Origin of the sequence: Marilutibacter penaei (assembly GCF_014145395.1) — a bacterium.
Taxonomy (GTDB): Bacteria; Pseudomonadota; Gammaproteobacteria; order Xanthomonadales; family Xanthomonadaceae; genus Marilutibacter; species Marilutibacter penaei.
The window spans coordinates 298,371-322,198 of sequence record NZ_JACHTE010000002.1 but is presented as its reverse complement, the minus strand read 5'-3'; the positions used below and the strand labels follow the sequence as shown (position 1 = coordinate 322,198).

At 68.4% G+C, this 23,828-nt stretch carries 20 protein-coding genes and 1 tRNA gene; 9 read left to right on the top strand and 12 right to left on the bottom strand.

Annotated features, from left to right (window positions below; all coding sequences use genetic code 11):
- Positions 1 to 5 precede the first annotated feature (5 nt).
- From H4F99_RS03755 to H4F99_RS03745, 3 genes are all read right to left on the bottom strand, one after another.
- Positions 6 to 1,154 carry a glycosyltransferase gene (locus tag H4F99_RS03755; RefSeq protein ID WP_246371223.1) on the bottom strand — a complete coding sequence of 383 codons (1,149 nt, stop codon included), beginning with the start codon at positions 1,152 to 1,154 and terminating at the stop codon, positions 6 to 8.
- Between the two features lie 110 nt (positions 1,155 to 1,264).
- Positions 1,265 to 2,548 carry an MFS transporter gene (locus tag H4F99_RS03750; protein ID WP_343064130.1) on the bottom strand — a complete coding sequence of 428 codons (1,284 nt, stop codon included), beginning with the start codon at positions 2,546 to 2,548 and terminating at the stop codon, positions 1,265 to 1,267.
- A 76-nt stretch (positions 2,549 to 2,624) separates the two neighbouring features.
- A complete protein-coding gene (locus tag H4F99_RS03745) occupies positions 2,625 to 3,269 on the bottom strand; it encodes an HD domain-containing protein (RefSeq protein ID WP_246371222.1) in 645 nt (214 codons plus the stop codon).
- Positions 3,270 to 3,459: 190 nt separating this feature from the next.
- On the opposite strand from H4F99_RS03745, the gene H4F99_RS03740 reads away from it, so the two are divergent.
- Positions 3,460 to 4,155, top strand: a complete 696-nt coding sequence (locus tag H4F99_RS03740) for a TonB family protein (RefSeq protein WP_182668375.1) — start codon at positions 3,460 to 3,462, stop codon at positions 4,153 to 4,155.
- Between the two features lie 31 nt (positions 4,156 to 4,186).
- Here H4F99_RS03740 and sstT read toward each other — a convergent pair whose 3' ends face one another.
- On the bottom strand, positions 4,187 to 5,407 hold the full coding sequence (gene sstT, locus H4F99_RS03735) for a serine/threonine transporter SstT (RefSeq protein WP_182668374.1): 1,221 nt from the start codon (positions 5,405 to 5,407) through the stop codon (positions 4,187 to 4,189).
- A gap of 109 nt (positions 5,408 to 5,516) precedes the next feature.
- On the opposite strand from sstT, the gene H4F99_RS03730 reads away from it, so the two are divergent.
- Positions 5,517 to 6,143: a hypothetical protein gene (locus tag H4F99_RS03730; RefSeq protein ID WP_182668373.1), complete on the top strand. Its 627-nt coding sequence runs from the start codon at positions 5,517 to 5,519 to the stop codon at positions 6,141 to 6,143.
- Between the two features lie 74 nt (positions 6,144 to 6,217).
- Here the strand turns inward: H4F99_RS03730 and H4F99_RS03725 are convergent, their stop codons facing one another.
- The 4 genes from H4F99_RS03725 to H4F99_RS03710 form a co-directional block, all read right to left on the bottom strand.
- The gene (locus H4F99_RS03725; RefSeq protein ID WP_182668372.1) at positions 6,218 to 6,661 is read right to left on the bottom strand and encodes a hypothetical protein; all 444 of its coding nucleotides are present in this window, start codon (positions 6,659 to 6,661) and stop codon (positions 6,218 to 6,220) included.
- A gap of 185 nt (positions 6,662 to 6,846) precedes the next feature.
- A complete protein-coding gene (locus tag H4F99_RS03720) occupies positions 6,847 to 7,380 on the bottom strand; it encodes a riboflavin biosynthesis protein RibA (RefSeq protein WP_182668371.1) in 534 nt (177 codons plus the stop codon).
- A 124-nt stretch (positions 7,381 to 7,504) separates the two neighbouring features.
- Positions 7,505 to 7,828 (bottom strand): hypothetical protein, encoded by a 324-nt coding sequence (locus tag H4F99_RS03715; RefSeq protein ID WP_182668370.1) that lies wholly within the window; start codon positions 7,826 to 7,828, stop codon positions 7,505 to 7,507.
- 107 nt (positions 7,829 to 7,935) lie between these two features.
- The gene (locus H4F99_RS03710) at positions 7,936 to 8,592 is read right to left on the bottom strand and encodes a hypothetical protein (RefSeq protein ID WP_182668369.1); all 657 of its coding nucleotides are present in this window, start codon (positions 8,590 to 8,592) and stop codon (positions 7,936 to 7,938) included.
- A 406-nt stretch (positions 8,593 to 8,998) separates the two neighbouring features.
- Here H4F99_RS03710 and H4F99_RS03705 point away from each other — a divergent pair, with 406 nt between their 5' ends.
- Positions 8,999 to 10,183, top strand: a complete 1,185-nt coding sequence (locus H4F99_RS03705; protein WP_182668368.1) for a trypsin-like serine peptidase — start codon at positions 8,999 to 9,001, stop codon at positions 10,181 to 10,183.
- A gap of 185 nt (positions 10,184 to 10,368) precedes the next feature.
- Positions 10,369 to 11,571: a sialidase family protein gene (locus tag H4F99_RS03700; protein WP_246371221.1), complete on the top strand. Its 1,203-nt coding sequence runs from the start codon at positions 10,369 to 10,371 to the stop codon at positions 11,569 to 11,571.
- 67 nt (positions 11,572 to 11,638) lie between these two features.
- On the opposite strand, the gene H4F99_RS03695 is transcribed toward H4F99_RS03700, so the two are convergent.
- Positions 11,639 to 13,735 (bottom strand): M13 family metallopeptidase, encoded by a 2,097-nt coding sequence (locus H4F99_RS03695; protein ID WP_182668367.1) that lies wholly within the window; start codon positions 13,733 to 13,735, stop codon positions 11,639 to 11,641.
- Positions 13,736 to 13,914: 179 nt separating this feature from the next.
- On the opposite strand from H4F99_RS03695, the gene H4F99_RS03690 reads away from it, so the two are divergent.
- Positions 13,915 to 14,454, top strand: coding sequence for a peroxiredoxin (locus H4F99_RS03690; RefSeq protein ID WP_182668366.1), 540 nt, complete (start codon positions 13,915 to 13,917; stop codon positions 14,452 to 14,454).
- 39 nt (positions 14,455 to 14,493) lie between these two features.
- Here the strand turns inward: H4F99_RS03690 and H4F99_RS03685 are convergent, their stop codons facing one another.
- From H4F99_RS03685 to H4F99_RS03675, 3 genes are all read right to left on the bottom strand, one after another.
- Entirely contained in the window at positions 14,494 to 15,540 is a 1,047-nt protein-coding gene (locus H4F99_RS03685) for an oxidoreductase (RefSeq protein WP_246371220.1), read from the bottom strand.
- 19 nt (positions 15,541 to 15,559) lie between these two features.
- A tRNA-Ser gene (locus tag H4F99_RS03680) sits at positions 15,560 to 15,649 on the bottom strand.
- 36 nt (positions 15,650 to 15,685) lie between these two features.
- Positions 15,686 to 17,080: a class II fumarate hydratase gene (locus H4F99_RS03675; RefSeq protein ID WP_182668365.1), complete on the bottom strand. Its 1,395-nt coding sequence runs from the start codon at positions 17,078 to 17,080 to the stop codon at positions 15,686 to 15,688.
- A gap of 142 nt (positions 17,081 to 17,222) precedes the next feature.
- On the opposite strand from H4F99_RS03675, the gene purB reads away from it, so the two are divergent.
- The 4 genes from purB to H4F99_RS03655 all read left to right on the top strand — a co-directional run bounded on the left by purB (position 17,223) and on the right by H4F99_RS03655 (position 23,813).
- Positions 17,223 to 18,596, top strand: a complete 1,374-nt coding sequence (gene purB / locus H4F99_RS03670) for an adenylosuccinate lyase (RefSeq protein WP_182668364.1) — start codon at positions 17,223 to 17,225, stop codon at positions 18,594 to 18,596.
- A 131-nt stretch (positions 18,597 to 18,727) separates the two neighbouring features.
- A complete protein-coding gene (locus H4F99_RS03665) occupies positions 18,728 to 19,918 on the top strand; it encodes a ribosomal protein uL16 3-hydroxylase (RefSeq protein WP_343064128.1) in 1,191 nt (396 codons plus the stop codon).
- Positions 19,915 to 20,826, top strand: coding sequence for a GNAT family N-acetyltransferase (locus tag H4F99_RS03660; protein ID WP_343064127.1), 912 nt, complete (start codon positions 19,915 to 19,917; stop codon positions 20,824 to 20,826). The genes H4F99_RS03665 and H4F99_RS03660 overlap by 4 nt, the downstream gene beginning before the upstream one ends.
- Positions 20,827 to 20,990: 164 nt before the next feature.
- Positions 20,991 to 23,813, top strand: coding sequence for a 2-oxoglutarate dehydrogenase E1 component (locus tag H4F99_RS03655; protein WP_182668363.1), 2,823 nt, complete (start codon positions 20,991 to 20,993; stop codon positions 23,811 to 23,813).
- Positions 23,814 to 23,828 lie beyond the last annotated feature (15 nt).

The following is a 23,828-nucleotide window of genomic DNA, read 5'->3' as shown; positions in this document are numbered from 1 at the left end:
GCCGCTCAGGCTTCGTCGAGCAGCCGTTGGTAGAGCGACACGACGCGGCCCATCAGCGTGTCGGTACTCCAGCGCCGCGCCTCGTCCGGACCTGCCTCGGACAGGCGGTCGCGCAGGGCGCGGTCTGACAGGACCTGGTCGACCGCGTCGGCGAACCCCGCCTCGTCCTCGGGCGCCACCAGTGCCGCGCGGGTGCCTTCCAGGACCTTCGCGGTGCCCATCACCGCCGTGGACACCACCGGGACGCCCAGCGCCATCGCTTCGGTCAGGACCAGGCCCTGCGTTTCGGTCGGCGAGGCGAACACGAACGCATCGCCGGCGCGATACGCGTCCAGCAGGGCGGTCGCGCGGTCGAGGTTGCCGTGGAAGCGCACGACCTCGTCCAGCCCGAGTTCGGTTGCCAGGCGTTTGAGGCGAGGCGCGTCGGGGCCTTCCCCGGCGATGATGAAACGCAGTCCCGGATGCCGTCCCCGCAGCCGCGCGGCGACGCGCAGCAGGAACGCGATGTTCTTCTCGACCGCCAGGCGGCTGACCGTGACCAGTACCGGAGCGTCCGGGGGGATGCCATGCCGGGTACGGAAGGCCACGCCATCGCCCCCCTTGAACTCTTCCAGGTCGATCCCGGTCGGTATCACTTCCGACGGCGTCTGGATCCCGTAGCGCCGCAGGACTTGGGTCATCTGCTCGCTGGGGACGATCAGCTGGTCGACCCCATGGCAAAGCGCCCGCGATACCCGGCGCGCGAACAGCCGCAGCGCGCCACCGGGCAACCAGGGCAGGTAGTGGGCGACGTATTCTTCGAAGTAGGTGTGGTACGTCTCCACCGTCGGGACCCGCATGGCATCCGACAGGCGGATGCCCAACCGATGGGCCTGGAACGGCGTATGGATGTGGATCACGTCCCAGCGGCGCGCCGACAATCGTTCGAGCGCATCGCGCATCGCGCCACCCCGGACGAGCCGGTCTTCCGGATCGAAGAAGATCGTGCGGGCCGGCAGGCGGATGAGCTCCATCCCCTCCAGTTCCCCGCCCCCGGCCCCGTACTCGGGCACCACGAGGGTCACGCGGTGGCCCATCTGCAACAGCGCGCGCGCGAACGTCCGGATGGAGGTCGACACCCCGTTCACGCGGGGGAAGTAGACGTCGGAAAGCATCAGGATCTGCATCCCGGCAGGCTATGTCCGCGGTATGACATCCGTGTTTCCCGGCACGCCCGCTGCGCGCCCCGCCGGGGGCCGTCGCACCCCGACCTGTCACGCGGACGTCACGAATCGTCCGGTTGCCCCGGCACCTTCCACAACGCTGCCAGGGTCAGCAATGCCGCCGCGCTCAGGTACAGCCCCACCGCGCCCAGTCCGTGGCGTTCGGCCAGCCAGGTGGCGATGTAAGGCGCCAGCGAGGCACCGAAGATGCCGGACAGGTTGAACGCCAGCGAAGCGCCGCTGTAGCGGACTTCGGCGGGAAACAGCTCAGCGAGGATGGTGCCGAGGGGACCGTACGTGAGCCCCATGATGCCCAGCCCCAGGGCGAGGAAGATCGCCGTCGAACCCGCGTGTCCTGCCGCGAACAGGGGCTGGAACAGCAGTCCGAACGCCATGATCGCGACGGTGGCGGCCACCATCATCCGTCGCCGGCCGACGCGGTCCGCATACAGCGCCGACAACGGGATCGTCGCGGCGAACAGCAGCACGCCGGCCATCTGCAGCCACAGGAAGGTTTCGCGCGCGTAACCCAGGCGCGACGTGCCCCAGCTCAATGCGAATACCGTCATCAGGTAGAACAGGACGAAGGTGGCGAGTGCGGACACCGTGCCCAGCAGCAGGGCCCGCGGGTGCCGGCGCAGCACCTCGGCCATCGGCATGGCGACCCGCGCCTGGCGGTCCAGCACCCGCTGGAATGCCGGCGTCTCCGTCAGGCTGAGCCGGATCCAAAGGCCCAGGAAGACCAGCACCGCGCTGCCCACGAATGGCAGGCGCCAGCCCCAGGCCATGAAGTCCGCTTCGTCCAGCAGTCCCGTGAGCAGCAGGAACGAGCCGGTCGCAAGAAGGAAGCCGAACGGCGCACCCAACTGGGGGAACATGCCGTACCACGCCCGCTTGCCGGGCGGCGCGTTCTCGGTGGCCAACAGCACGGCCCCGCCCCATTCGCCCCCCAGGCCCAGGCCCTGCCCGAAGCGGCACAACGCAAGCAAGGCCGGGGCGGCAACGCCCCATTGCGCGTGGGTCGGCAGCAGGCCGATGGCCACGGTCGACAGGCCCATCGTCAACAGCGCCGCCACCAGGGTGGCCTTGCGCCCCACGCGGTCGCCGAAGTGTCCGAACACCGCCGAGCCGATCGGGCGCGCGAAGAATGCCAGCGCAAACGTCGCCAGGGACTGCAGGGTGGACGAGGCCGGATCGTCCGCCGGGAAGAACAGCGAGGGAAAGACCAGCACCGCGGCCGTCGCGTAGATATAGAAGTCGAAGAACTCGATCGTCGTGCCGATCAGGCTGGCGAACAGCACCCGCCGCTTTGAGGGCGTCGCCTGCGCTGCGACGTCCCGTGTCACTCCATCTCGCCGCATGTGTCGCGCGTCTCCCGGTCTTCGCGTTCGCCGATTCTAGGCATTCGAGCCGTCCGTGCGGCTACTGTTTGCGGGTCACCGCGCGACGCAGGTTCGCACGCGCGGCCGCGTTGAAACGCTCATGGAAGAACTCGCTCAGGAAAATCCGGTCCCGGGCCAGCAATCCCTTCAGGAACCGCCGTCGATTGATCCGGAACAGCCAGCCGGGCACATGCCCCCGATATTCCCGGGCGATGGCCCGGTCGTAGGCGTCGAAGGCGTCTGGCGAGGCACCCAGGATCGCCATGTCGCAGTCGAGGAAATGCCGCACGTCGTCCGGACATGGATCGTCGTTGAAATCGTCCGGCGCGAACTGGCCGTGGCGGGCGGTCCACAGGATCAACTGGCCCACACGCGAAGCATCGATCCCGCCGTCCGGCATCCAGCGGGCGATCTCCTGCAACGCGAAGTCGGCGGACCGCGCTTCGTTGTCGCGTCGGGCCGGGTCGTACACGGCGTCGTGATAGAGCACCGCGAGCGCCACCTCCCGCGGCTGCCCCCAGCCCGGCCCTTCGGCCACCGCCTCGTAGTGGCGCGCCACTTCGCCGACATGCGACCAGGCGTGGTACGCGCGCGGCGGCTCGGCGTAGGCAGCCTGCAGGCGTTCGCGCTGTGCGTCGGACAACTCGATCACGGGGACGACTCCGCGGGCGGGCAAGGTGGCCATGATGCACCGCCCCATGACGGACCGACACGCCGCGATGGTGAAGCGCACTTGATACCGTTCATCGGCTTAAATATACCCTTCGTCAAACTTTGGTATCTTTGACATATTGCTGTAACCCACTCGCGGACGCCACGGGGTCTCATGGGGCCATCCAGAATCGTCGCCGGCCCGAAGCCGCAAGGAGCGAACCATGACCCTCAAGCCCCTCATCCCGCTGTTGCTGGCCGCCGCCGTGCCCGCTGCGTTCGCCCAGGGCGATCGCGAAGCCGTGCATACCTTCCAGGTCGACCTTGATGCGCAGGGTCGTGTCACCTCGATCGACCCGGTCGACGCCATTCCGGACGCGACCCGTGCCGCCCTGCAGGCGCACATTGCCAACTGGCGTTTCGAGCCCCGCGATGGCGCCACCCAAGCGACGCGCACCTACCTGCGGGTCGCCACCGCCGGGGAATCCAGCGCGACCTCCACGCCCCGCATCATCTCGGCGAGCACCGGCCCGGCGATGACGCACCTGACGCAACCGGTCTACCCGACCAGCGAGCTGCGTCGCGGCGAAGGCGGCGTGGTCGTGCTCGAAATCGCGGTCGGCGCGGACGGCCGCGTGCATGACGTGGGCTTCCATGGCGATCGCCAACAGGCGACCCGCTCCATGGCCCAGGCCGCCCGCGATGCTGCACTGGCCTGGCAGTTCACCCCCGAGCAGGTCGACGGCCAGCCGGTCGCGAGCACCGTCGTCGTCCCCGTGTGCTTCATGGCGGTCAATCCAGATCCCTACAGCTGCACCTGGCAGGGGCCGGAGGCGCGAAACCTCAGCCGCTACGCCGTGGTCAACCTCGACCCGGTGGTGCGCGTCGACATCCCGTCCCAGCAGATCGCGGGCTTCTGACCGCACGCGCTGCGACCGGCCGCGGAACCGCTCAGGCACGGTCCGCGGCACGCACCGCCGCGGCGGTGAACAGCACGTCGGTGGATGAGTTCAGCGCGGTCTCGGCCGAATCCTGGACCACGCCGATGATGAAGCCGATCGCCACCACCTGCATGGCGATATCGTTTGATATCCCGAACATGCCGCAGGCCAGTGGCACCAGCAGCAGCGATCCGCCGGCAACGCCGGACGCACCGCAGGCCGCCAGTGCGGCCACCACGCTCAGCAGCAACGCGGTGGGCAGGTCCGCCTGGATGCCCAGCGTGTGTACCGCGGCAAGCGTCAACACGGTGATGGTGATGGCGGCACCGGCCATGTTGATCGTCGCCCCGAGCGGGATCGACACCGAGTAGGTGTCCTCCGGCAGCCCGAGGCGCCGGCACAGGTCCAGGTTGACGGGGATGTTCGCGGCCGAACTGCGGGTGAAGAATGCCGTGATACCGCTTTCGCGCAGGCAGGTGAGCACCAGCGGATAGGGGTTTCGACGGGTCATCGCGAAGACCATCAACGGGTTGGCGACCAGCGCGACGAACAGCATGCTGCCGACCAGCACCCCCAGCAGGCGCAGGTAATCGAGCAGGGCCCCGAATCCGGATTCGGCCAGGGTCGATGCCACCAGGCCGAAGATGCCCAGCGGTGCAAAGCGGATCACCACGCGCACGATGAAGGTCACCGCGGCGGCAAGATCTCCCAGCACCTGGCGCGTCCCCTGCCCTGCATGCCGAAGCGCGATGCCAAGGCCCACGGCCCAGGCGAGGATCCCGATGAAGTTGCCCTGCAACAGCGCATTGACCGGGTTGTCGACGATCTTGAGCAGGAGGGTCTGCAGGACTTCGACGATACCCTCCGGTGGCGAGGTCGCGACGTCCGGTGCGGTGACCAGGGCCAGCGTGGACGGGAACACCATGCTCGCGCATACCGCCACCAGCGCCGCCAGCAGGGTCCCCGCCAGATAGAGCAGCAGGATCGGCCGGATGTGCGTGGACTCCCCACGCTTGTGATTGGCGATCGCCACCGCGACCAGCACCAGCACCAGGATCGGGGCGACCGCCTTCAGGGCGGAGACGAATACCGTGCCCAACAAGCCCGCCGAGGCAGCCCCGGCCGGCCACAGGGCCGCCAGCACGATACCGGCCACCAGGCCCACCACGATCTGCAGCACCAGGCTGGTCTTGAACAGGAAGGCCATCGGGCCCTTCGCGTCGGTGCTCATGCACTATTCCCCGGGATTGAAGCCCGGGCGACCGGGCAAGGCGTCCCACGATACGGCGCGCCCCGGGACTTGCCAACGGAGCCGGCCGGGTCCGGCATACTCGGGCCCCATGCCCGCCCAACGCTTCGCACGCTGGATCTCGGCCCTGCCCGACGCGATCACCGCCGCGTTCTTCCTGAGCCTGTGGGTGGCGCCCACGCTCTGGGGACCCACGGCGCTCCGGACGGCGCTGCTGATGATGCTGGTAGAATTCGTCCTGCTGCACGCAAGCGCGATGCTCGGCAGCATGGTCCTGTCCAACGGCGACGGAACGCGCAGGAAGGGTTGGCATGCCCTCCTGGGCTTTGGGCTTCTCTATCTGGTGTTCATCGCCGCATGGGCCTGGCAGTTCCGCGCCTGGTGGCCACTGCTGGCCTTCGGCTGGCTGCTCCTCGGCAAGCTCTGGCTGGTCTTCCAGCCCGCTCCGGACATGCGGCAGCGCCAGCGCATGCAATCCGAATGGGCCATCGGGGTCATGGCCTACCTCGCCGGAACATTCGCCACGGTGCTGCTGCCGGTGCCCCGCCTGGGCCTGGAGGCCTCGATCGTGGCCCAGGCCGAACTGCCCGGCAGCGGCCTTTGGGTCAGCAAGCCGCATACCGTCGTGGCCTTCGGTGCGTTCTATTTCGCGGTCCTGGCGATCACCCGGGCGCGGGGTACCGTGCTCAAGCACGCCGGCACCCCGTCACGCGGCTGAAGCCCGCTCGGCCCGGGCATCCGGGCCGGGCCGCACGCGTGGCCTACCGGACGAAAACACAGGGACACGCGGGCCTAGGCGAGGGGATCGTCGGGGCCGGGAACCGCCGTGATTCCCCGTGCGCGCCCGGAGCGGGCCAGCAGCGAGTAGACCTCCATCACCGTCTCCATCAGATTCCCACCGGTCGACTGGACCGCGGCATCGGCGTGGGCGGAAAGGCGACGCAGGCGGTCACGACGGCGGCACAGCCGCTCGATCGTCTCGAGTTCGTCTTCCATGATCCGGCGCACGTCGACCGGATCCAGGTTGTCGGGCAGGACGTCGGGGTACCAGTCCAGCGCGTCGAGGACCTGCCGGCAGAAGCGCGCGGAGGTCGTCCCCAGCCAGGCCTGGCTGGCCCCGTCCCGGCTGCGCCCGTCCCATGGAGACAAGCGGGTAAGCGCATGTTCCATCTCGTCCATCGCGCGGTCGAGCGGGCTGAAACGTCCCGGGTTCGTCACGGCGGGGCGTTGGGGCATCGGGATCTCCCTATCGGGATGCGGGCGCTGCCATGCGCGGGTGGGCGGAAGTCGACGCGGACTGGCATCCGAACCGCGACACGCGCTCGATGCATCCATCTTGACCAACGCAATCCCGTCGGGATACCGGCCCCTCGGCGCTCCTGCCAAGGCCGATACGATGGAGCCGGAATGCGAGCCACCGCCTAGAAGCTCGAAACCGTCTCGCCGCCGCGGGCCGCGAGCAGTGTCTTCGCCTGCTCGAGTTCGTCGTCGCTCCGTGCGTGCACGACCACCGCCGCGCGACCGGCGCGCAAGCCCGAGAGCACGCGATGCACGTAGGGATCGTGGTCGGGCCTCAGGCTGATCAGGCCTCCGATCAGCAGCCCCGCGAGCGTCCCGAAGAACAGCAACGCCACCACCGCCAGGATCGGCGATGCGGTCACGAGTGGCACGCCAACCAGATAGAGCACCGCGAACGCCGCGAGACCGGCAACGCCGCCACAGGCACCCATCACGAGGTGGGAACGTACCAGCGTCCGCTCGATGCCGGCGACCTCGGGTTCGAGTACGCGCCCCGGTGCCGGATCGCCCGGCGACAGCAAGCGGACCTGTCCGTTTGACAGGCCGATGGACTCTTTCACCCAGCGGGCGGCACTCGCCGCATCGCTGGCACTGGCGAACAACGCGGCCAACTTGTGGTCGTAATTCTCGCCGCTCACAAGACCGGGACTCGCCATGACCGTCCTCTCCAGAAGGGCATGGCTCCAGCATCCGAAGCGCCGGGTCTCGGCGGCGTGAAGCCGACCTGTTCAGCGCTTCCGCATGCAGCCGGCATTCACGAAAGCGGCGAGCGACCGTGGCTCAGCGAACGCGGTGGTAGGCCACCTGGTTCTGGCGGTCGCCGACCTGCGATGTGATGAAGCCGTCGCGCGACTCGGCGATGGTGAAGATCTCGTCGCCCACATGCAGCTCGCCGTTGTTGATCCAGCCACGCAGCGTATGCCCGTCCACCGTGGCCGTCATCTGGCCATCGCTGTTGATGGTCATGCGGATCGTCGCGTGATGCACCGGGTTGTAGCCCTGGAACGTCCCGACCATCCAGCCTGGCACGTAGGACGAATGGCGCGCCCCCTGGTAGTTGTCGTCCGTGTATCGCTGCTCGTCCTTGTTGGCGTTGTGCGCCATGGCCCCGAGGATGGCGGCCCCGATCAGGACGCCCGCCGCGACCTTCGCGTCATGGTGGCTGCTGTCGTGTCCACTGCTGCTGCCGCGGTTGTCGTCGTAGCCGTAGGTCAGAACTCGTTGACGTCGGCTTTTTCCAGCACCCAGCCTGCTTCGCCCGGGGCCAGCCGATAGCTGACCTGCCGTGTCTTGCCGGTCGCCTCGCCTTGCGGGCCCACGATCGGATAGCGCAAGGCCACCCGGTTCTCCACCACCGCGAGTTCGCTGCCCCCTGCATACCCCTCGCTCAGCGCCGGGTCGCTCTCCAGCGGCGGCAGGTAGATCGCGCTCAGGCTCTTGCGATTGTTGGAGGCATACGCCACCAGCCCGGCGCTGCCGCCCGCGTCCATGGGCTCGATGAACACGTAGACCTCGGGCGATCCGTTGCCATCGATATCCGCGACTTCCGCGTCTCGAACTGCTCCCGCAATCTGGCTGACCATCGGTTCGTTGGTGGCTTCGAGGCCGGACGGCGTCACGGTCAAGGTGCCGTCCCTTGCCTGGACATCGAACCGGATGCCCTGCAACTCCAGGGTTCGGCTGAACCCGTCCTCGCCCCCTGCACTCTCGCTCCCGGTGTTGGCCGTTTCAGCGGCGACCGGGTCGGGCAGTGCGGCCGGCGCTTCGTTGACCATGTTGGAATCGCTGGCAACTTCCGCATCCGGCGTGCTGGGCTGGCAGGCGACAAGTGCGACGCACAGGGCGGCGAGCATCGTGGTGCGTGTCATCTCAAGGCTCCTGTTGGGACGGATACCGCAGGCGGCAACCAGACGAGAGTAACGCACCCCGTTCACGTGATGGCGGCGTGCGATGAACAGGCGTGTGCGGACCTCCCGTCCGGCACGCCGAACCGCATGCACGAAAGACTGGAGGCGCACACATGGCCGCGCTTCGCAAAGGCCTGCGTTCCCTTGGACGACCCCGACGTGACAGGGCAGTCACACACGGGTCGATCGTCCACCTGGCAAGGAAATGGATGTCGCAATCATGCCGACCGCAATCTCCCCTCCCCCTCGTCCGCGTCGCCATGAATCATCGGCGAGCGGACGCGCGTGCGTCATGAGCGGCGACGTTCCGTCACCAGGCATCCCCCACATGGATGCACCCTGCATCCATCTTCATGGAGCTCCGATCATGGAAGCACGTACCCACAACTCCCACCCGACCCGCCTGATCGCTTCATTGGCAGGCGGCCTGCTCTTGAGCGCAACCCTACTGCCGGCGAGTGCCGCGGAGACGCTGCTACGCATCCCCGGTGGCGATGTCGTCCAGCTCGACGCCCCGCGCGGGGCGCAACAGACGCTCGCCGCGACCGGCCAGCGCCTGCACCCGTTCGCCACCGCCGAGCAGCGCGCGAAGGTGCCGGCACTGAAATGGACCGCGACCACGCCGCGACTGGATCCACGCGATGCCGTCGAACTGCAGCGCAGCCTGCGCCTGCCGGCGGGGAATGCCACGGGCGGCGACGCTCCGCCTTTCGCCGAGTACATGGCGCGCGCCGACTTCCCGCAGGCCTGGGACGCCATCGATCGCATGGACGCCGTCGATCCGGGCGAAAAGGACGACGTCCGCATGCAGGACGACGACCGCATGGGCACCTTCGATGGCGCCCACTACGGCTACGCGCGCTTCCCGGGCAACTACTACACGTCCCGCTGGAAGATCGCGCCGTGGAACAAGATCGGGAAGCTTTACTTCACCAAGCCCGATGGTGGCGGATCCTACTGCTCCGCGAGCGTAGCCAGCGGGAACTCGATCCTGATCACGGCCGCGCATTGCGTCTACACGCGCGGCCAGGGCTTCAACTCGAACTTCGTGTTCGTGCCCGCGGACCGTTATGGAGTGGCACCGTACGGCAAGTTCGGCTGGCGCCAGGCCACGGTGCTCAGCGACTGGATCAACGTCGGAAGCCGCAAGTCCGACGTCGCGGTCATCCGCCTCGCAGGCGAGCAGTCGACCGGCAAACCGGTGACCGACTACGTGGGCTGGCTCGGTCGCTCGTGGAACCATGGGTATGAGCAGTACACCTACTCGATCGGCTACGCGAGCAACTTCAGCACCCAGTACACCACCGTCTGTGCCGGCACCACCTACCAGTCCGGCAACGAGGGCACCGACGTCCTGGTGCAGGGTTGCGACATGACCTACGGCAGCAGCGGTGGGCCGTGGCTGCGCAACTTCACCCACAACTCGCATGGCGGCAACCACGTCAATGCGGTGGTGAGCGGTCCGCACATCGGCGACTTCGGGGACAGCTACGTGGGCCCGCGTTTCAGCAGCTACAACATCGTGCCCCTCTGCAACGCGATCGGTTGCTGAGCCCCGCCACCGGGGGTTTGCACACGCCGCGCGGGACCTTCCCGCGCGGCGTTCGCGCTTCGATTCCTTAAGGTCCACGGCTTGACACCGGTATCACCGTCACCTGTACTGGAACGATGGACCGACACGCACGGCCACCGGAGGAACCCGAGCGAGCGTCGCCTGGCAGCATTGTGGCCCGTCGCATGCGCAATACCCTTCGGGCCGCAGCCGCCTCCGCCGGTCTCCTGCTCGCGATGGGCTTCGCCAGCGGACAGGATGAGGTGAGCGCGCCGTACACCATTGCCCCCGGCCTGTTCGACGCGGAGAGACCGGATGACCTCGGCCTCCGCCCTCCTGCAGGAACGCGAACCGCGACCGTGTTCGCACCGGAGGCCTTCGACCGTTTCAACAATGGGGTCGTGCTGATCGCATACCGCGACCATCTGTATGCACAGTGGCAAAGTTCGGCGCGCGACGAAGATGCGCCCGACACGCGGGTGCTCTACAGCCGCAGCGCGGATGGCGATGACTGGTCGCCACCCCGCGAGCTGGTCGGGTCCGGGGAAGGTGCCCGCATGCACTCCAGTGGTGGATGGTGGACCGACGGCGACACGCTCGTGGCGTTCGTCAACGTCTGGCCGACCGGCTTCCAGTCCGGCGATGGCGGCTTCACCGACTACGTCACCAGCCGGGACGGCGAGGCCTGGTCCAGCCCGCAACCGGTCCGCGACGCGAACGGCGAACCGGTCCGCGGCGTCATCGAGCAGGATCCGCACGCCATCGGCGAGGGCCGCCTTGTCACCGCCTTCCATCTGCAGCCGGGCCTGCGCGTCGCGCCCCACTTCACCGACGACCCGCTCGGCATCAGGGGCTGGACGCGCGGCCTGATGCCGAACCTGCCCCACGAAGGCCCGCAGAGCCGCGAACTGGAACCCAGCCTGTTCCTGCGTGACGGTTGCGCGGTGATGGTCTTCCGTGACCAGGCGTCCAGTCATCGGCAGCTTGCATCGGAGAGCTGCGACCGGGGCCTGACCTGGACGCGACCCGGGCTGACCGGCATGCCGGACGCCCGCTCCAAGCAGAGTGCCGGCAACCTGCCCGACGGCACGGCCTACCTGGTCAATGCCCCGAACGCCGGCAAGCCGAGGATTCCGCTCGCGGTCACCCTGTCCGATGACGGGCGCCATTTCGATCGCGCGTTCCTGCTCCGGGGTGGCGAGGACCTGCAACCCCTGCGTCATGAAGGGCGCTACAAGCGGCCGGGCTACCACTATCCCAAGAGCGTCGTTTGGAACGGCGCGCTCTGGATCGGCTACGCGACCAACAAGGAAGACGTGGAGGTGACGCGCGTGCCCCTCGCATCCCTGCGTCGCGTCGCCCCCTCGCCGGACCGCGACCGCCCGTGATGCCATGATGGAAAGGGCCGGCCCCGCGACGCGGGACCGGCCTCATGCGACGCAACTCCGGGTTGGATCACCAGATGCGGACGCGGTCCTCGGGCGCCAGGTACAGGGCATCGCCGGGCTGGACGTCGAAGGCCTCGTACCACGGGTCGAAGTTCCTGACCGGGCCGTTCGCGCGGTACATCACCGGCGAATGCGGGTTGGTCTTGATCAGGGTCAGCAGCGCTTCGTCGCGGTACTTGCCCTTCCAGATCTGCGCCCATGACATGAAGAAACGCTGGTCGCCGCTCAGGCCGTCGATCACCGGCGCGGGCTCGCCATCCAGGCTCAGCTTGTACGCGGTGTAGGCCATGGACAGGCCGCCCAGGTCGCCGATGTTCTCGCCCATGGTCAACGCACCGTTCACGCACTGCCCGTCCAGCGGGCAGTAGGCGTCGTACTGCGCGCCCAGTGCCTTCGTGCGCTCTTCGAACCGGGCACGGTCCTCGTCCGTCCACCAGTTGCGCTGGATGCCGGCGTGGTCCGACTTGCTGCCCTGGTCGTCGAAACCATGGCCCATCTCGTGGCCGATCACGGCACCGATACCGCCGTAATTCACTGCCGCGTCGGCGTTCACGTCGAAGAACGGCGGCTGCAGGATCGCGGCCGGGAACACGATCTCGTTGAAGGTCGAGTTGTAGTACGCATTGACCGTCTGCGGCGTCATGAACCACTCGTCGCGATCGGTTTTCTGGCCGACGCGGCGGTTCTGGTCCGCACGGTTGAAGCGGCGCAACTCGAGCGCGTTCGCGACCAGGTCACCCGGCACGATGTCGACCGCGCCGTAATCGGTCCACTTGTCGGGATAGCCGATCTTGGGGTGGAAGCTCTCGAGTTTGCTGTAGGCCTCCGCCTTGGTGGCTTCGCCCATCCAATCCAGCCCTTCGATGTTCTGCCGGAGCGCGGCGCGCAGGTTCTCGACCAGCGCGTCCATCGCCTGCTTCGCCTCGGGCTTGAAGTAGCGCGCGACATACAGCTCGCCCAGCGCATCGCCCAGTCCGTCCTTGGCGCTGACCATCGCCACGGCCCGCTTCCAGTCTTCGCGCTGGGCTTTCTGCCCACCGAGCACCTTGCCGTTGAACTCGAACGACGCGTCGTCGATTTCTCGGCTGAGCAGGCCCGCGTTGCCGTCGACCGCGTGGAACGCCAGGTAGTCGCGCCACACGGGCAGCGGCGTCGCGTCGATCACGTCGAGGACTGGCTGCACCGCATCCGGCGTCACGACGTTGACGCGCTCGGGAAGCGGCATCTCCTGGCCGCGCAGGTGCGCCGTCCAGTCGTAGGCCGGGTACTGCGCCTTCAATTCGTCGAAAGTCACGACGTTGTAGGTCTTCTCGCGATCGCGGCGCGCGGCGCGGTCCCACTGCGGCTTCGCCAGCGCCGTCTCCAGCGCCAGCACCGCTTCGGCACGGGCCTTGCCGTCATCCACGCCGGCGAAGCCGAGCATCTGCTGGATGTGCGCGACGTAGGCCTCGCGGATTGCGACGAAGCGCGCATCGTCGTTGAGGTAATAGTCTTTGTCCGGAAGTCCGAGCCCACCTACCGACAGCCCCAGCAGGTACTGGTCCGGGTCCTTGCGGTCGAGGCCCAGACCCAGCGATACCGGCGAGCCCGAGCCATCGATGTCCGCATTGGCGAATGCGGCGACCAGCGCTTCCCTGGAGTCGATCGCGGCGATGCGGTCCAGCACCGGCTGCAGCGGCGCGATACCGGCCGCGTCGCGCGTTTCACGGTCCATGAACGCATGGTAGAGGTCACGCATCTTCTGCTCGTTGCTGCCCGGCGCCAGGTCGTCGCGGGCGACGATCTCTTCCAGCAACGCGTGCACCTGCTCCTCGGCGCGGTCGCGCAACTGGTTGAACGACCCGTAGTTGGTCTCGTAGTCCTTGAGTTCGTAGGTATCGAGCCAGTGGCCGCTCACGTAACGGTTGAAGTCGTCGCCCGGCTTGACCGACGCGTCTCGGGCGCTGAGGTCGATGCCGAACTCGCCCAGCTGCGCCTTCGCCGGCGCCTGGGCCGTCGCATCGGGTGCCGCCGCCGTGCTGGCAGGCGGAGCATCACCGCCACATGCGGGCAGGACGAGGGCAAGGGCGACCGCGAGGCCGAGACTGAGCGACGAATACTTCATTGAATACTCCGGGTCCGGTTAACGCGGGAAGTCTAGGCGTCCCGGCCGACCCCAACCCGTGCCTTTGGTCCCGGTCCCTCCGCCGGCCCCGTTCAGTTCCGGCGGTCGCCACGCTGCGGGCGGGTGGCGAGCGCGTGCCGGCGCTATGATCATGTTCCAACCCCGACCGAAGCCACGCCATGTCCCGGACTTCCCACATCGCCATCGCCCTCGCATTCCTGCTCGGCCTGGCGGGCCCGGCCGCCGCGGAACTGAAGCCCGGGGACGCCGCGCCCGATTTCACCGCACCGGCCTATCTCGCCGGAGAACCGTTCGACTTCGACCTGGCGAAGGCCCGGGCCGATGGACCGGTCGTGGTCTATTTCTTCCCCGCCGCGAACACGCCCGGCTGCAACATCGAAGCCCACCTCTTTTCCGAGGCAATCGATGCATTCAAGACGCACGACACCACGGTCATCGGCGTCACGGCCGGCAATCTCGATCAGTTGGCGGAGTTCTCGAGCAACACCGAGACCTGCAGCGGCCGTTTCGCGGTTGCGGCCGACACCGATGCCTCGATCGCGAGGTCGTACGACGCCCTGCTGGCGCTGAAGCCCGAATGGTCCAGTCGCACCTCGTATCTGGTTTCAGGCGACGGACGCATCCTGGCGGTCCACTCGGACATGAGTCCCGACGGCCACGTGAAAGCCATGCTGGACGCCGCCGCGACCGCACCCTGACCCGTCGCGTCGGCCCGGGTCGCTGCCCCACGCATCGACTCAGTCGCCGTAGTCCGGGGCTACCCGCCGACCTTCGTCCGCCGAGCGCTGCGCCGCCTCCAGCACCGCCATGACGTCCAAGGCCTGTCGTGGCGGGACCGGATTCCCGCCTGCACCGAGGATTGCCGCGGCCACGGCAGCGTAATAGCGCGACTGGTCACCGGACGCGACAGGCATCGATCGCGCCGTGCCGCCCTCATGGATCCACAGGGGGTCTCGGTCCTCCCCCCAGCCGGGTTCTCCCGGCCGCAGGCCTTCCACGAGCTGGGCCTCCTGGCGATCAGCGGCCTGCTTGACCAGGCTCCCCCGCGTCCCGTGGACGACGAAACGCGCGCCCGGCGTCGCCGCGAGCATGCTCGCCTGCAGCACCGCCCGTCGCTCCCCGCACTCGAGGACGACGTGGGCCCAGTCCGTTGCCTCCCCGCCTTCGCGCTGGACGGCGAGGCTCGCGACGACATGGTCAGGCCGCCCCAACAGCTCGAGCGCCTGATCCACCAGATGCGGGCCGAGGTCCCACCACAGGCCGGTGGCGGGCCCCGCCTGCTCCCGCCAGCGCGCCCGCACCTCGGGCCGGAACCGCTCGATGCGCGACTCGACGTGCGTGGCCTCGCCAATCACGCCCGATCCGATCGCCTCGCGGACGGCGAGGAAGTCGCTGTCCCAGCGACGGTTCTGGAAGACAGAGAGCAGCAGGCCATGCCGTTCGGCCTCGGCGACAAGTTCGCGAGCCTCGGCCAGGGTCGGCGCCATCGGCTTGTCGATCACCACGTGCTTGCCCGCTCGCAACGCGGCCCGCGCCAAGGGCACGTGCGCCTGGTTGGGCGCCGCGATGACGACGAGGTCCACGTCGGGATCCGTCGCCGCCGCGATCGGATCGGTTACGACCCGCGCATGGGGAAGGTCTGCACGCACCCGCGACGGATCGCTCGAACCCACGACCGCCAGTGCGACCGCCGGGACCGCCGCCAGCAACGGCGCGTGGAACGTGCGGCCGGCAAAGCCGTAGCCGATCAGCGCGACCTTGAGCGTGGAATCGTCGGTCAGCAAGGACAACGCCCCGGGAAGGTGGCGGAAGCGGTGGGATTCGAACCCACGAACGGAATGACCCGTTGCCGGTTTTCAAGACCGGTGCCTTCAACCGCTCGGCCACACTTCCTTGGCGGCCATTGTCGCACGGCAGGCCGTTCCGCGACTATTTGCCACCGCCCTGGATACCGCCCCGGGTCAGCGCCAGGGGGTCGAGCAGATCCTTGAGTTCGCGGGATGAAAGGCTTGTCATTTCGCGTGCGACCTCGAGTACGGGGCGCCCTTCGCGATAGGCCTGCTTGGCGATCGCCGCGGCTTTCTCGTAGCCGATGATCGGATTCAGCGCGGTGACCAGGATCGGGTTGCGCGACAGCGCCTCGCCGACCCGTCCACGCCGGATCGCGAGGCCCTCGATGCAATCCGCACCGAGTGCGCGCATCGCGTTCGCCATCAGATCGATGCCCTGCAGCAGGTTGTCGGCGATCACCGGCAACATCACATTGAGCTGGAAATTGCCGCTCTGCCCGGCCACGGTGATCGTCACGTGCTGCCCCATCACCTGCGCACAGGCCATCGCCACGGCTTCCGGGATCACCGGATTGACCTTGCCGGGCATGATCGAGCTGCCGGGCTGCAACGCGGGCAGTTCGACTTCGCCGAGGCCGGCAAGCGGGCCTGAGTTCATCCAGCGCAGGTCGTTGGCGATCTTCATCAGCGCCACGGCCAACGCATTGAGCTGGCCCGACAGTTCGACCGCATCGTCCTGCGAGGCGATGCCCTCGAAGCGGTCGCTGGCGGGTTCGAAGCGCAGGCCGGACAGCTTCGACAGGATCCGGATGGCACGCGGCGCGAAACGCGGGTCGGCATTGATGCCGGTACCCACCGCGGTCCCGCCGAGCGGCAGGCGTCGCAGCCGCTTGAGGCTGTCCTTCAGTCGCGCTTCCGCCGACGCCAGCTGCGCCGCCCAGGCGCCGAACTCCTGCGCGAAGGTCAACGGCATGGCATCCATGAGATGGGTCCGGCCGGTCTTGGCGACCTTGCCCAGCGAACGCGCGCGGCGCTCGATCACGCGCCGCAGGCCCAACAGTGCCGGCAACAGGTCTTCTTCGACCGCCAGGCAGGCCGAGACGCGGATCGCGGTCGGCACCACGTCGTTCGAGCTCTGGCCCAGGTTGACGTGATCGTTGGGATGCACCTTCAGGCGCTTGCCGGCCGCCAGGCGCGCGATCACTTCGTTGGCGTTCATGTTGCTCGAGGTGCCCGAGCCGGTCTGGAACACGTCCACCGGGAAGTGGGCGTCATGACGCCCTTCGGCGACGTCCAGCGCGGCCTTTCGGATCGCCGTGGCGGTGGCCGCCCCCAGCAGGCCGAGCCCGCCATTGGCCTCGGCCGCGGCGGCCTTGACCAGCCCGAGGGCACGGATGAAGCCGCGGGGCATCGGCCGCCGCGACAGTTGGAAGTTCTGTACGGCACGCTGGGTCTGCGCGCCCCAAAGGGCCTCGCTCGGCACCTCGAGTTCGCCCATGCTGTCGTGCTCGATGCGGGTGTGGGGGTTGGCCATGGTCCGGTCCCGTTCGAAAAGACCGAGCATACGGGGGCGCCGGTCGCCGGGCCGTGAGTCCGCCACAGGCCGCCACGCCAACGCCACGCGTCCATCGGCGTTAGAATGCGCGCCCACGATCCAGATGCGACGCACCCATCCCATGTCCGTCCAGACCCAGTTGACCGCCCTGTCCCCGCTCGATGGCCGCTATGCCGGCAAGGTCGATGCCTTGCGGCCGATCTTCTCCGAGTACGGCCTGGTCAAGGCGCGCATCAAGGTCGAGGTCGAGTGGCTGCTGGCCCTGGCCGACGAGCCGGGCATCGTCGAACTGGCCCCGTTCTCCGCCGATGCCGCGGCGCGCCTTCGCGCGCTGGCCGACGGCTTCACGGTCGAGCAGGCGGCGCGGGTGAAGGAGATCGAGCGCACCACCAACCACGACGTCAAGGCGGTCGAGTACTTCATCAAGGAACAGCTCAAGGACGACGCCGAGTTGGGCCCTGCGCTGGAGTTCGTGCACTTCGCCTGCACCAGCGAGGACATCAACAACCTCAGTTATGCGCTGATGCTCAACGACGCGCGCCAGAACGTGCTGCTGCCCCGGCTCGACGCGCTGATCCAGGCGCTGCGCACCATGTCGCACGAACACGCCGCGCTGCCGATGCTGTCGCGCACGCACGGCCAGACCGCGTCGCCGACCACCGTCGGCAAGGAACTGGCCAACGTGGTCGCGCGCCTGCAGCGACAGGGCGAGACCCTGGCCGGCGCGCGCATGCCCGGCAAGATCAACGGTGCGGTCGGCAACTACAACGCTCACGTCGCCGCCTACCCCGAAGTCGACTGGCCGGCCTTTTCCGAGCGCTTCGTGCACTCGCTGGGTCTGAACTGGCAGCCCTACACGACCCAGATCGAACCGCACGACGGCATCGCCGAGGTCTGCGATGCCCAGCGCCGCATCGACACGATCTGCATCGATCTCGCCCGCGACATCTGGGGCTACATCTCGCTGGGCTACTTCAAGCAGGCGGTCAAGGCCGGCGAAGTCGGCAGCTCGACGATGCCGCACAAGGTCAATCCCATCGATTTCGAGAACGCCGAAGGCAACTTCGGCATCGCCAACGCCCTGTTCGAGCACTTCTCGGGGAAGCTGCCGATCAGCCGCTGGCAGCGCGACCTGACCGACTCGACCACCCTGCGGGCGCTCGGCACCGCCTTCGGGCATGCGCTGATCGGCTATGACGCGCTGATGCGCGGACTCGGCAAGCTCAGCGTCAACCCGGCGCGGCTGGCCGAGGACCTGGACGCGGCCTGGGAAGTGCTCGCGGAGGCCGTGCAGACGGTCATGCGACGCCACGGCCTGCCGAACCCTTACGAGCAGCTCAAGGCCCTGACGCGTGGCCAGCAGGGCATCAATGCCGAATCGATGCGCGCCTTCATCGAAGGCCTGGACCTGCCGCTCGAGGCCAAGCAGCCGTTGATCGACATGACCCCGGGCAGCTACACCGGCCTCGCCGAAAAGCTCGCCCGCGACATCTGACCCCGACGGCCCGTCACCCGCCCTTGCCCCGCCAGGGGCGAGAATGCCCTGCCTGTCCCAACCGGCGTGAACCCGTGGCTGCTTCCCGCAAAGCCCGCACCAGACCCCCAGCGCCCGCAAAGGGCGCACCCGTGATCGAAGTCGACGGTCGCCAGCAACCGCCGCTGGGCATGGCCCCGGCCGATTTTCTTCGCGACTACTGGCAGAAGCGGCCGCTACTCATCCGCAATGCGTTCACGGACTTCGTATCGCCAATCGAACCCGAGGACCTCGCCGGCCTGGCCTGCGAGGAAGCCGCGCTCGCCCGCATCATCAGCCACGATCGCCCCCGCGACGCCTGGCACGTGCGTACCGGGCCCTTCGAGGAAGACGAGTTTCCCGGCATGCCCCACCAGGACTGGACCCTGCTGGTCCAGGACGTGGACAAGTGGGATGCCGACATCGCCGCACTGCTCGAACACTTCCGGTTCCTGCCGCGCTGGCGCATCGACGACATCATGGTGTCCTTTGCGGCGCCCGGCGGATCGGTCGGCGCACATGTGGACCAGTACGACGTGTTCCTGCTGCAAGCGCAGGGCCATCGTCGCTGGCAGATCGATGCGTCCGATTCGCCGCCCGTCGACTTCAGGAACGATGTCGAACTGAAGCTGCTGCGCGAGTTCAATCCGACCCACGACTGGCTGCTGGGCCCCGGCGACATGCTGTACCTGCCGCCCGGCGTCCCCCACCACGGCGTCGCCGAGGATGCCTGCCTGACCTTCTCGGTCGGGATGCGCGCGCCGTCGGCCGCCGAGTTGCTGGGCGACTTCGTCGACACCCTGGCCGCCGAGGCCGACGACCGCCTGCGCTACCGCGATCCCGACCTGGCACCGCCTGCCGACCCGGCGGAAATCGATGTCGAAGCGATCAACCGCGCGGTCGAAGCGCTCAACATGCTGCGCATGAACGATCCGGACCGCCTCGGCGACTGGTTCGGCCGTTTCATCACGCTGTACCGCAGCGCGGGCGAAGTGATGCCCTCCGGGCCGGAACGCTCGCGGATCGAGATCGAATGGGATCTCGACCAGGGCGCGCGGCTGGTCCGCCACCCGTGGTCGCGGATGGCGTGGCGCTCGTCGGGGCGCGAGGGGCGCCTGTTCGCGAGCGGCCAGGTCCTGCCGCTCCCCGCGAGCGACGCCGCGTGTATCGCCAATGGCACCGCGCTCGACGGCGAAGCGTACCGCGCACTCACCCAGACGGGCCGCGACGTCGTCTTCGACCTCTATCGTGCCGGACACTACGTGCTCGACACCGACGAGGGCGACGGGGACCTCGGCGGGTGAACGTCCAAGTGACGCCCGCGTTCACCGTCGAGACGGTCGACTACACGGCCGCGCACGGCGCCCTGCGGCAGGTGCGCGAGGCCGTCTTCGTCCACGAACAGGGCGTTCCCGCCGACCTTGAGCGGGATGCCGCCGACCCGCTGTGCGACCACGTCCTCGCCCGCGACGCAGCCGGGGGCCCCATCGGTACCGGCCGCCTGACCCCGGAGCGCCGCATCGGCCGCATGGCCGTCCTGCCCGGATGGCGTGGTCGCGGCGTCGGCGACGCGATGCTGGCCGCACTTCTCGATCGCGCGCGCGCGCATCGCTGGCCCTCGGTGGCCCTGCACGCGCAAGCGTCCGCGATCCCGTTCTATGTCCGTAACGGCTTCCTGCCCCGCGGTCCCGTTTTCGAGGAGGCCGGCATCGTCCACCAGGCCATGCACCGCTCCCTCGACGGGCCCGCGACGGTTGACCGTTTCGATGCGGCCCGCGCGACGATGCAGGCGCTTGCCTTCCGCGCCGGACGCGAGCTGGCGATCCAGAGCCGCGAACTCGACCCCGGCCTGCTGGATGAGCCTGCCTTCATCGAGGCGGCCCGCGACCTGCTCAAGCGCGGCGGCGAAGTGCGCGTGCTGCTGCATGATGCATACGCGCCACGCCAGGCGCGCGCTCCCCTGATCGGCCTGTCCCAGCGACGCCCCTCCGGCGTGCTGTTCCGGGTCATCGAGGAACCGGTGGACCTGACCTATGCCGGCGCGCTGGCCTTCAACGACCGCGGCGACTGGTTCGAGCGGCCCCTGGGCCACCGGCTGGAGGGCGAAGCCGCGCTCGATGACGCCCCGCGCATGCGCCAGCTGCGGGCCCGTTTCCAGGAGACTTGGGAGCGCGCCCGCCCGTGCAGCGAGTTCCGCGCCATTGGACTCTGAGCCCCACCTGACCCGCCGGACGGGATTGCCGCCCCCTTCGACCTTAGATGGTGGCCGAAGCCCCCCGCGGTAACGTTATAATTCCGTGTCTTGGCCCCTGTTAATGCGCCTGGCGCACCCCGGTCGGGGCCAACCTCCCTTCCCCTGAGTTTCCCGATGCCATCGTGGACAGCCTCCTGAAGCAGTTTGCCCAGTCGTCGCAGCTCGGCGCCAACGCCGCCTACATCGAAGACCTGTACGAGCAGTACCTCGTCGATCCCGACAGCGTCGGGGCGAAATGGAAAGCCTATTTCGATGGCTTCAAGGGGCGCGAGGCCGGCGACCTGCCGCATTCGGCGGTGCTTGACAGCATCGCGGAAGCCGCCCGCCAGTCCGGCAAGGCCGGCGCGCCCGGTTCGGGCGACGAGCGCGAGCGTTCGGTCGGCCGCCTGATCACGGCCTACCGTTCGCGTGGCCACCTGGGCGCGGACATCGACCCGCTGGGCCTCACCGAGAAGCCCGACGCGCCGGACCTCGACCTGCCGTTCCACCGCCTGAGCAGGAGCGACTTCTCGTCCGAATTCAGCACCGGTGGCGTCGCCGGCAAGGAGCGGATGAAGCTCGGGCCGCTCCTCGACCTGCTGAAGGCCACGTATACCGGCCCGATCGGCGCCGAGTTCATGCACATTTCGGATGCCGAGCAGCGCCGCTGGCTGTACCAGCGACTGGAACAGGCGGCCGGCAAGTTCGGTCGCAGCGCCGACGACAAGAAGCGCATCCTGGAGCGCCTGACCGCGGCCGAAGGCCTGGAGCGCTACCTCGGCACCAAATACGTCGGCCAGAAGCGCTTCTCGCTCGAAGGCGGCGACAGCCTGATCCCGCTGATGGACACCCTGATCCGCCGCGCCGGCAGCGAGGGCGTGCAGGACGTGATCATGGGCATGGCCCACCGCGGCCGCCTCAACGTGCTGGTCAACACGCTCGGCAAGCCGCCACGCCAGCTGTTCGACGAGTTCGAGGGCAAGTTCGAGCACCCGCAGGACGACCGTGCGCACACCGGCGACGTGAAGTACCACATGGGCTTCTCGGCCGACGTGGTCACCCCGGGCGGTCCGGTCCACCTGGCGCTGGCCTTCAACCCGTCGCACCTGGAGATCGTCGACCCGGTGGTGGCCGGCAGCGTGCGTTCGCGCCAGGTCCGCCGCGGCGACAAGGGCCGCGCGCAGGTGCTGCCGGTCATCATGCACGGCGACGCCGCGTTCGCCGGCCAGGGCGTGGTGATGGAGCTGTTCCAGATGTCGCAGGCCCGCGGTTTCGCGGTCGGCGGCACGGTCCATGTCGTCATCAACAACCAGGTGGGTTTCACCACCAGCGAGCGCCAGGACGCGCGCTCGACGCTGTACTGCACCGACGTCGCCAAGATGGTCGGCGCGCCGGTATTCCACGTGAACGGCGATGACCCGGAGGCCGTGGTGTTCTGCGCCGAGCTGGCGCTGGACTTCCGCAACGCCTTCGGCAAGGACGTGGTGATCGACCTCGTCTGCTACCGCCGCCACGGCCACAACGAAGCCGACGAGCCGGCGGCGACGCAGCCGCTGATGTACCAGAAGATCCGCAAGCACCCGACCCCGCGCGCGATGTACGCGGAGCGGCTGGTGGCCGAGGGCACCCTGACCGCCGACGAGGCCCAGGGGCTGGTCGACGCGTATCGCGACCGTCTCGACGCGGGGGAAGTGACCACCGAACTGGCCGAGACCCAGTCCGACGAGTTCACCATCGATTGGCCGACCTTCCTGAAGGGGCGCCTGAGCGATCCGGTCGACACCACCTTCGACGGCGGGAAACTGCGCGAGCTGGCCGACATGATCAACGAGATCCCCGACTCGGTGAAGCTGCACCCCCGCGTCGCGAAGATCTACGAGGACCGTCGCAAGATGGCCGCCGGCGACCTCTCAGGAGACTGGGGCTTCGCCGAGAACCTCGCCTACGCCACCCTCGTCGACGAAGGCTACAAGCTGCGCCTGGTCGGCCAGGATTGCGGCCGCGGCACCTTCTTCCACCGCCACGCGATCCTGCACGAGCAGAGCACCGACGAGTACGTGCTGCCGCTGCGACGGCTGGTCGAGAACCCCTCCGACGTCACCATCATCGACTCGCTGCTCAGCGAGGAGGCGGTGATGGCGTTCGAGTACGGCTACTCGACGACCGATCCGATGACGCTGGACATCTGGGAGGCGCAGTTTGGCGACTTCGCGAATGGCGCCCAGGTGGTCATCGACCAGTTCCTGTGTTCGGGCGAGGCGAAGTGGGGCCGACTGTGCGGCCTCGCGCTGTTCCTCCCGCATGGCTACGAGGGCCAGGGTCCGGAGCACAGCTCCGCGCGACTTGAGCGCTTCCTGCAGCTGTGCGCGCTCGACAACATGATCGTCTGCACGCCGACCACGCCGGCGCAGGCATACCACATGATCCGCCGCCAGATGCGCATGACCACCCGCAAGCCGCTGGTGGTCATGACGCCGAAGTCGCTGCTCCGCCACAAACTGGCCGTGTCCACCCTCGACGAGCTGGCCGACGGCAGTTTCCAGCAGCTGATCCCGGACAATGCCGCCGACCCGAAGAAGGTCAAGCGGGTCGTCGTCTGCGGCGGCAAGGTCTACTACGACCTGTTCGAGCAGGCGCAGAAGGACGGCCTCGGCGATGTCGCCATCGTGCGCGTCGAACAGCTCTATCCGTTCCCGCGCGAGCTGCTGTCGGCCGAGCTGGCGCGTTTCCCCAAGGCCACCGACGTGGTCTGGTGCCAGGAAGAGCCGCAGAACCAGGGCGCCTGGTACCAGATCCGCCACCACCTCACCTTCTGCCTGCAAGGCAAGCAGGTGTTGCACTATGCCGGTCGGTCGCGCTCGCCTTCCCCGGCCGCCGGCCACTACGCCGACCATGTCGCCGAGCAGTCCAGGCTCGTCGCCGATGCCCTGACCAACCCGCTGGGTGGCGACGCCGGTCCGGAATGACCCGCGCCCGCCTGC

Coding starts and splice junctions, on each gene's coding strand:
- H4F99_RS03700 (WP_246371221.1), top strand. CDS start 10,369: ATGCGCAATACCCTTCGGGCCGCAGCCGCCTCCGCCGGTCTCCTGCTC.
- H4F99_RS03725 (WP_182668372.1), bottom strand. CDS start 6,661: ATGCCCCAACGCCCCGCCGTGACGAACCCGGGACGTTTCAGCCCGCTC.
- H4F99_RS03705 (WP_182668368.1), top strand. CDS start 8,999: ATGGAAGCACGTACCCACAACTCCCACCCGACCCGCCTGATCGCTTCA.
- H4F99_RS03720 (WP_182668371.1), bottom strand. CDS start 7,380: ATGGCGAGTCCCGGTCTTGTGAGCGGCGAGAATTACGACCACAAGTTG.
- H4F99_RS03730 (WP_182668373.1), top strand. CDS start 5,517: ATGCCCGCCCAACGCTTCGCACGCTGGATCTCGGCCCTGCCCGACGCG.
- H4F99_RS03755 (WP_246371223.1), bottom strand. CDS start 1,154: ATGCTTTCCGACGTCTACTTCCCCCGCGTGAACGGGGTGTCGACCTCC.
- sstT (WP_182668374.1), bottom strand. CDS start 5,407: ATGAGCACCGACGCGAAGGGCCCGATGGCCTTCCTGTTCAAGACCAGC.
- H4F99_RS03710 (WP_182668369.1), bottom strand. CDS start 8,592: ATGACACGCACCACGATGCTCGCCGCCCTGTGCGTCGCACTTGTCGCC.
- H4F99_RS03715 (WP_182668370.1), bottom strand. CDS start 7,828: ATGGCGCACAACGCCAACAAGGACGAGCAGCGATACACGGACGACAAC.
- purB (WP_182668364.1), top strand. CDS start 17,223: ATGTCCGTCCAGACCCAGTTGACCGCCCTGTCCCCGCTCGATGGCCGC.
- H4F99_RS03745 (WP_246371222.1), bottom strand. CDS start 3,269: ATGGCCACCTTGCCCGCCCGCGGAGTCGTCCCCGTGATCGAGTTGTCC.
- H4F99_RS03675 (WP_182668365.1), bottom strand. CDS start 17,080: ATGGCCAACCCCCACACCCGCATCGAGCACGACAGCATGGGCGAACTC.
- H4F99_RS03690 (WP_182668366.1), top strand. CDS start 13,915: ATGTCCCGGACTTCCCACATCGCCATCGCCCTCGCATTCCTGCTCGGC.
- H4F99_RS03740 (WP_182668375.1), top strand. CDS start 3,460: ATGACCCTCAAGCCCCTCATCCCGCTGTTGCTGGCCGCCGCCGTGCCC.
- H4F99_RS03695 (WP_182668367.1), bottom strand. CDS start 13,735: ATGAAGTATTCGTCGCTCAGTCTCGGCCTCGCGGTCGCCCTTGCCCTC.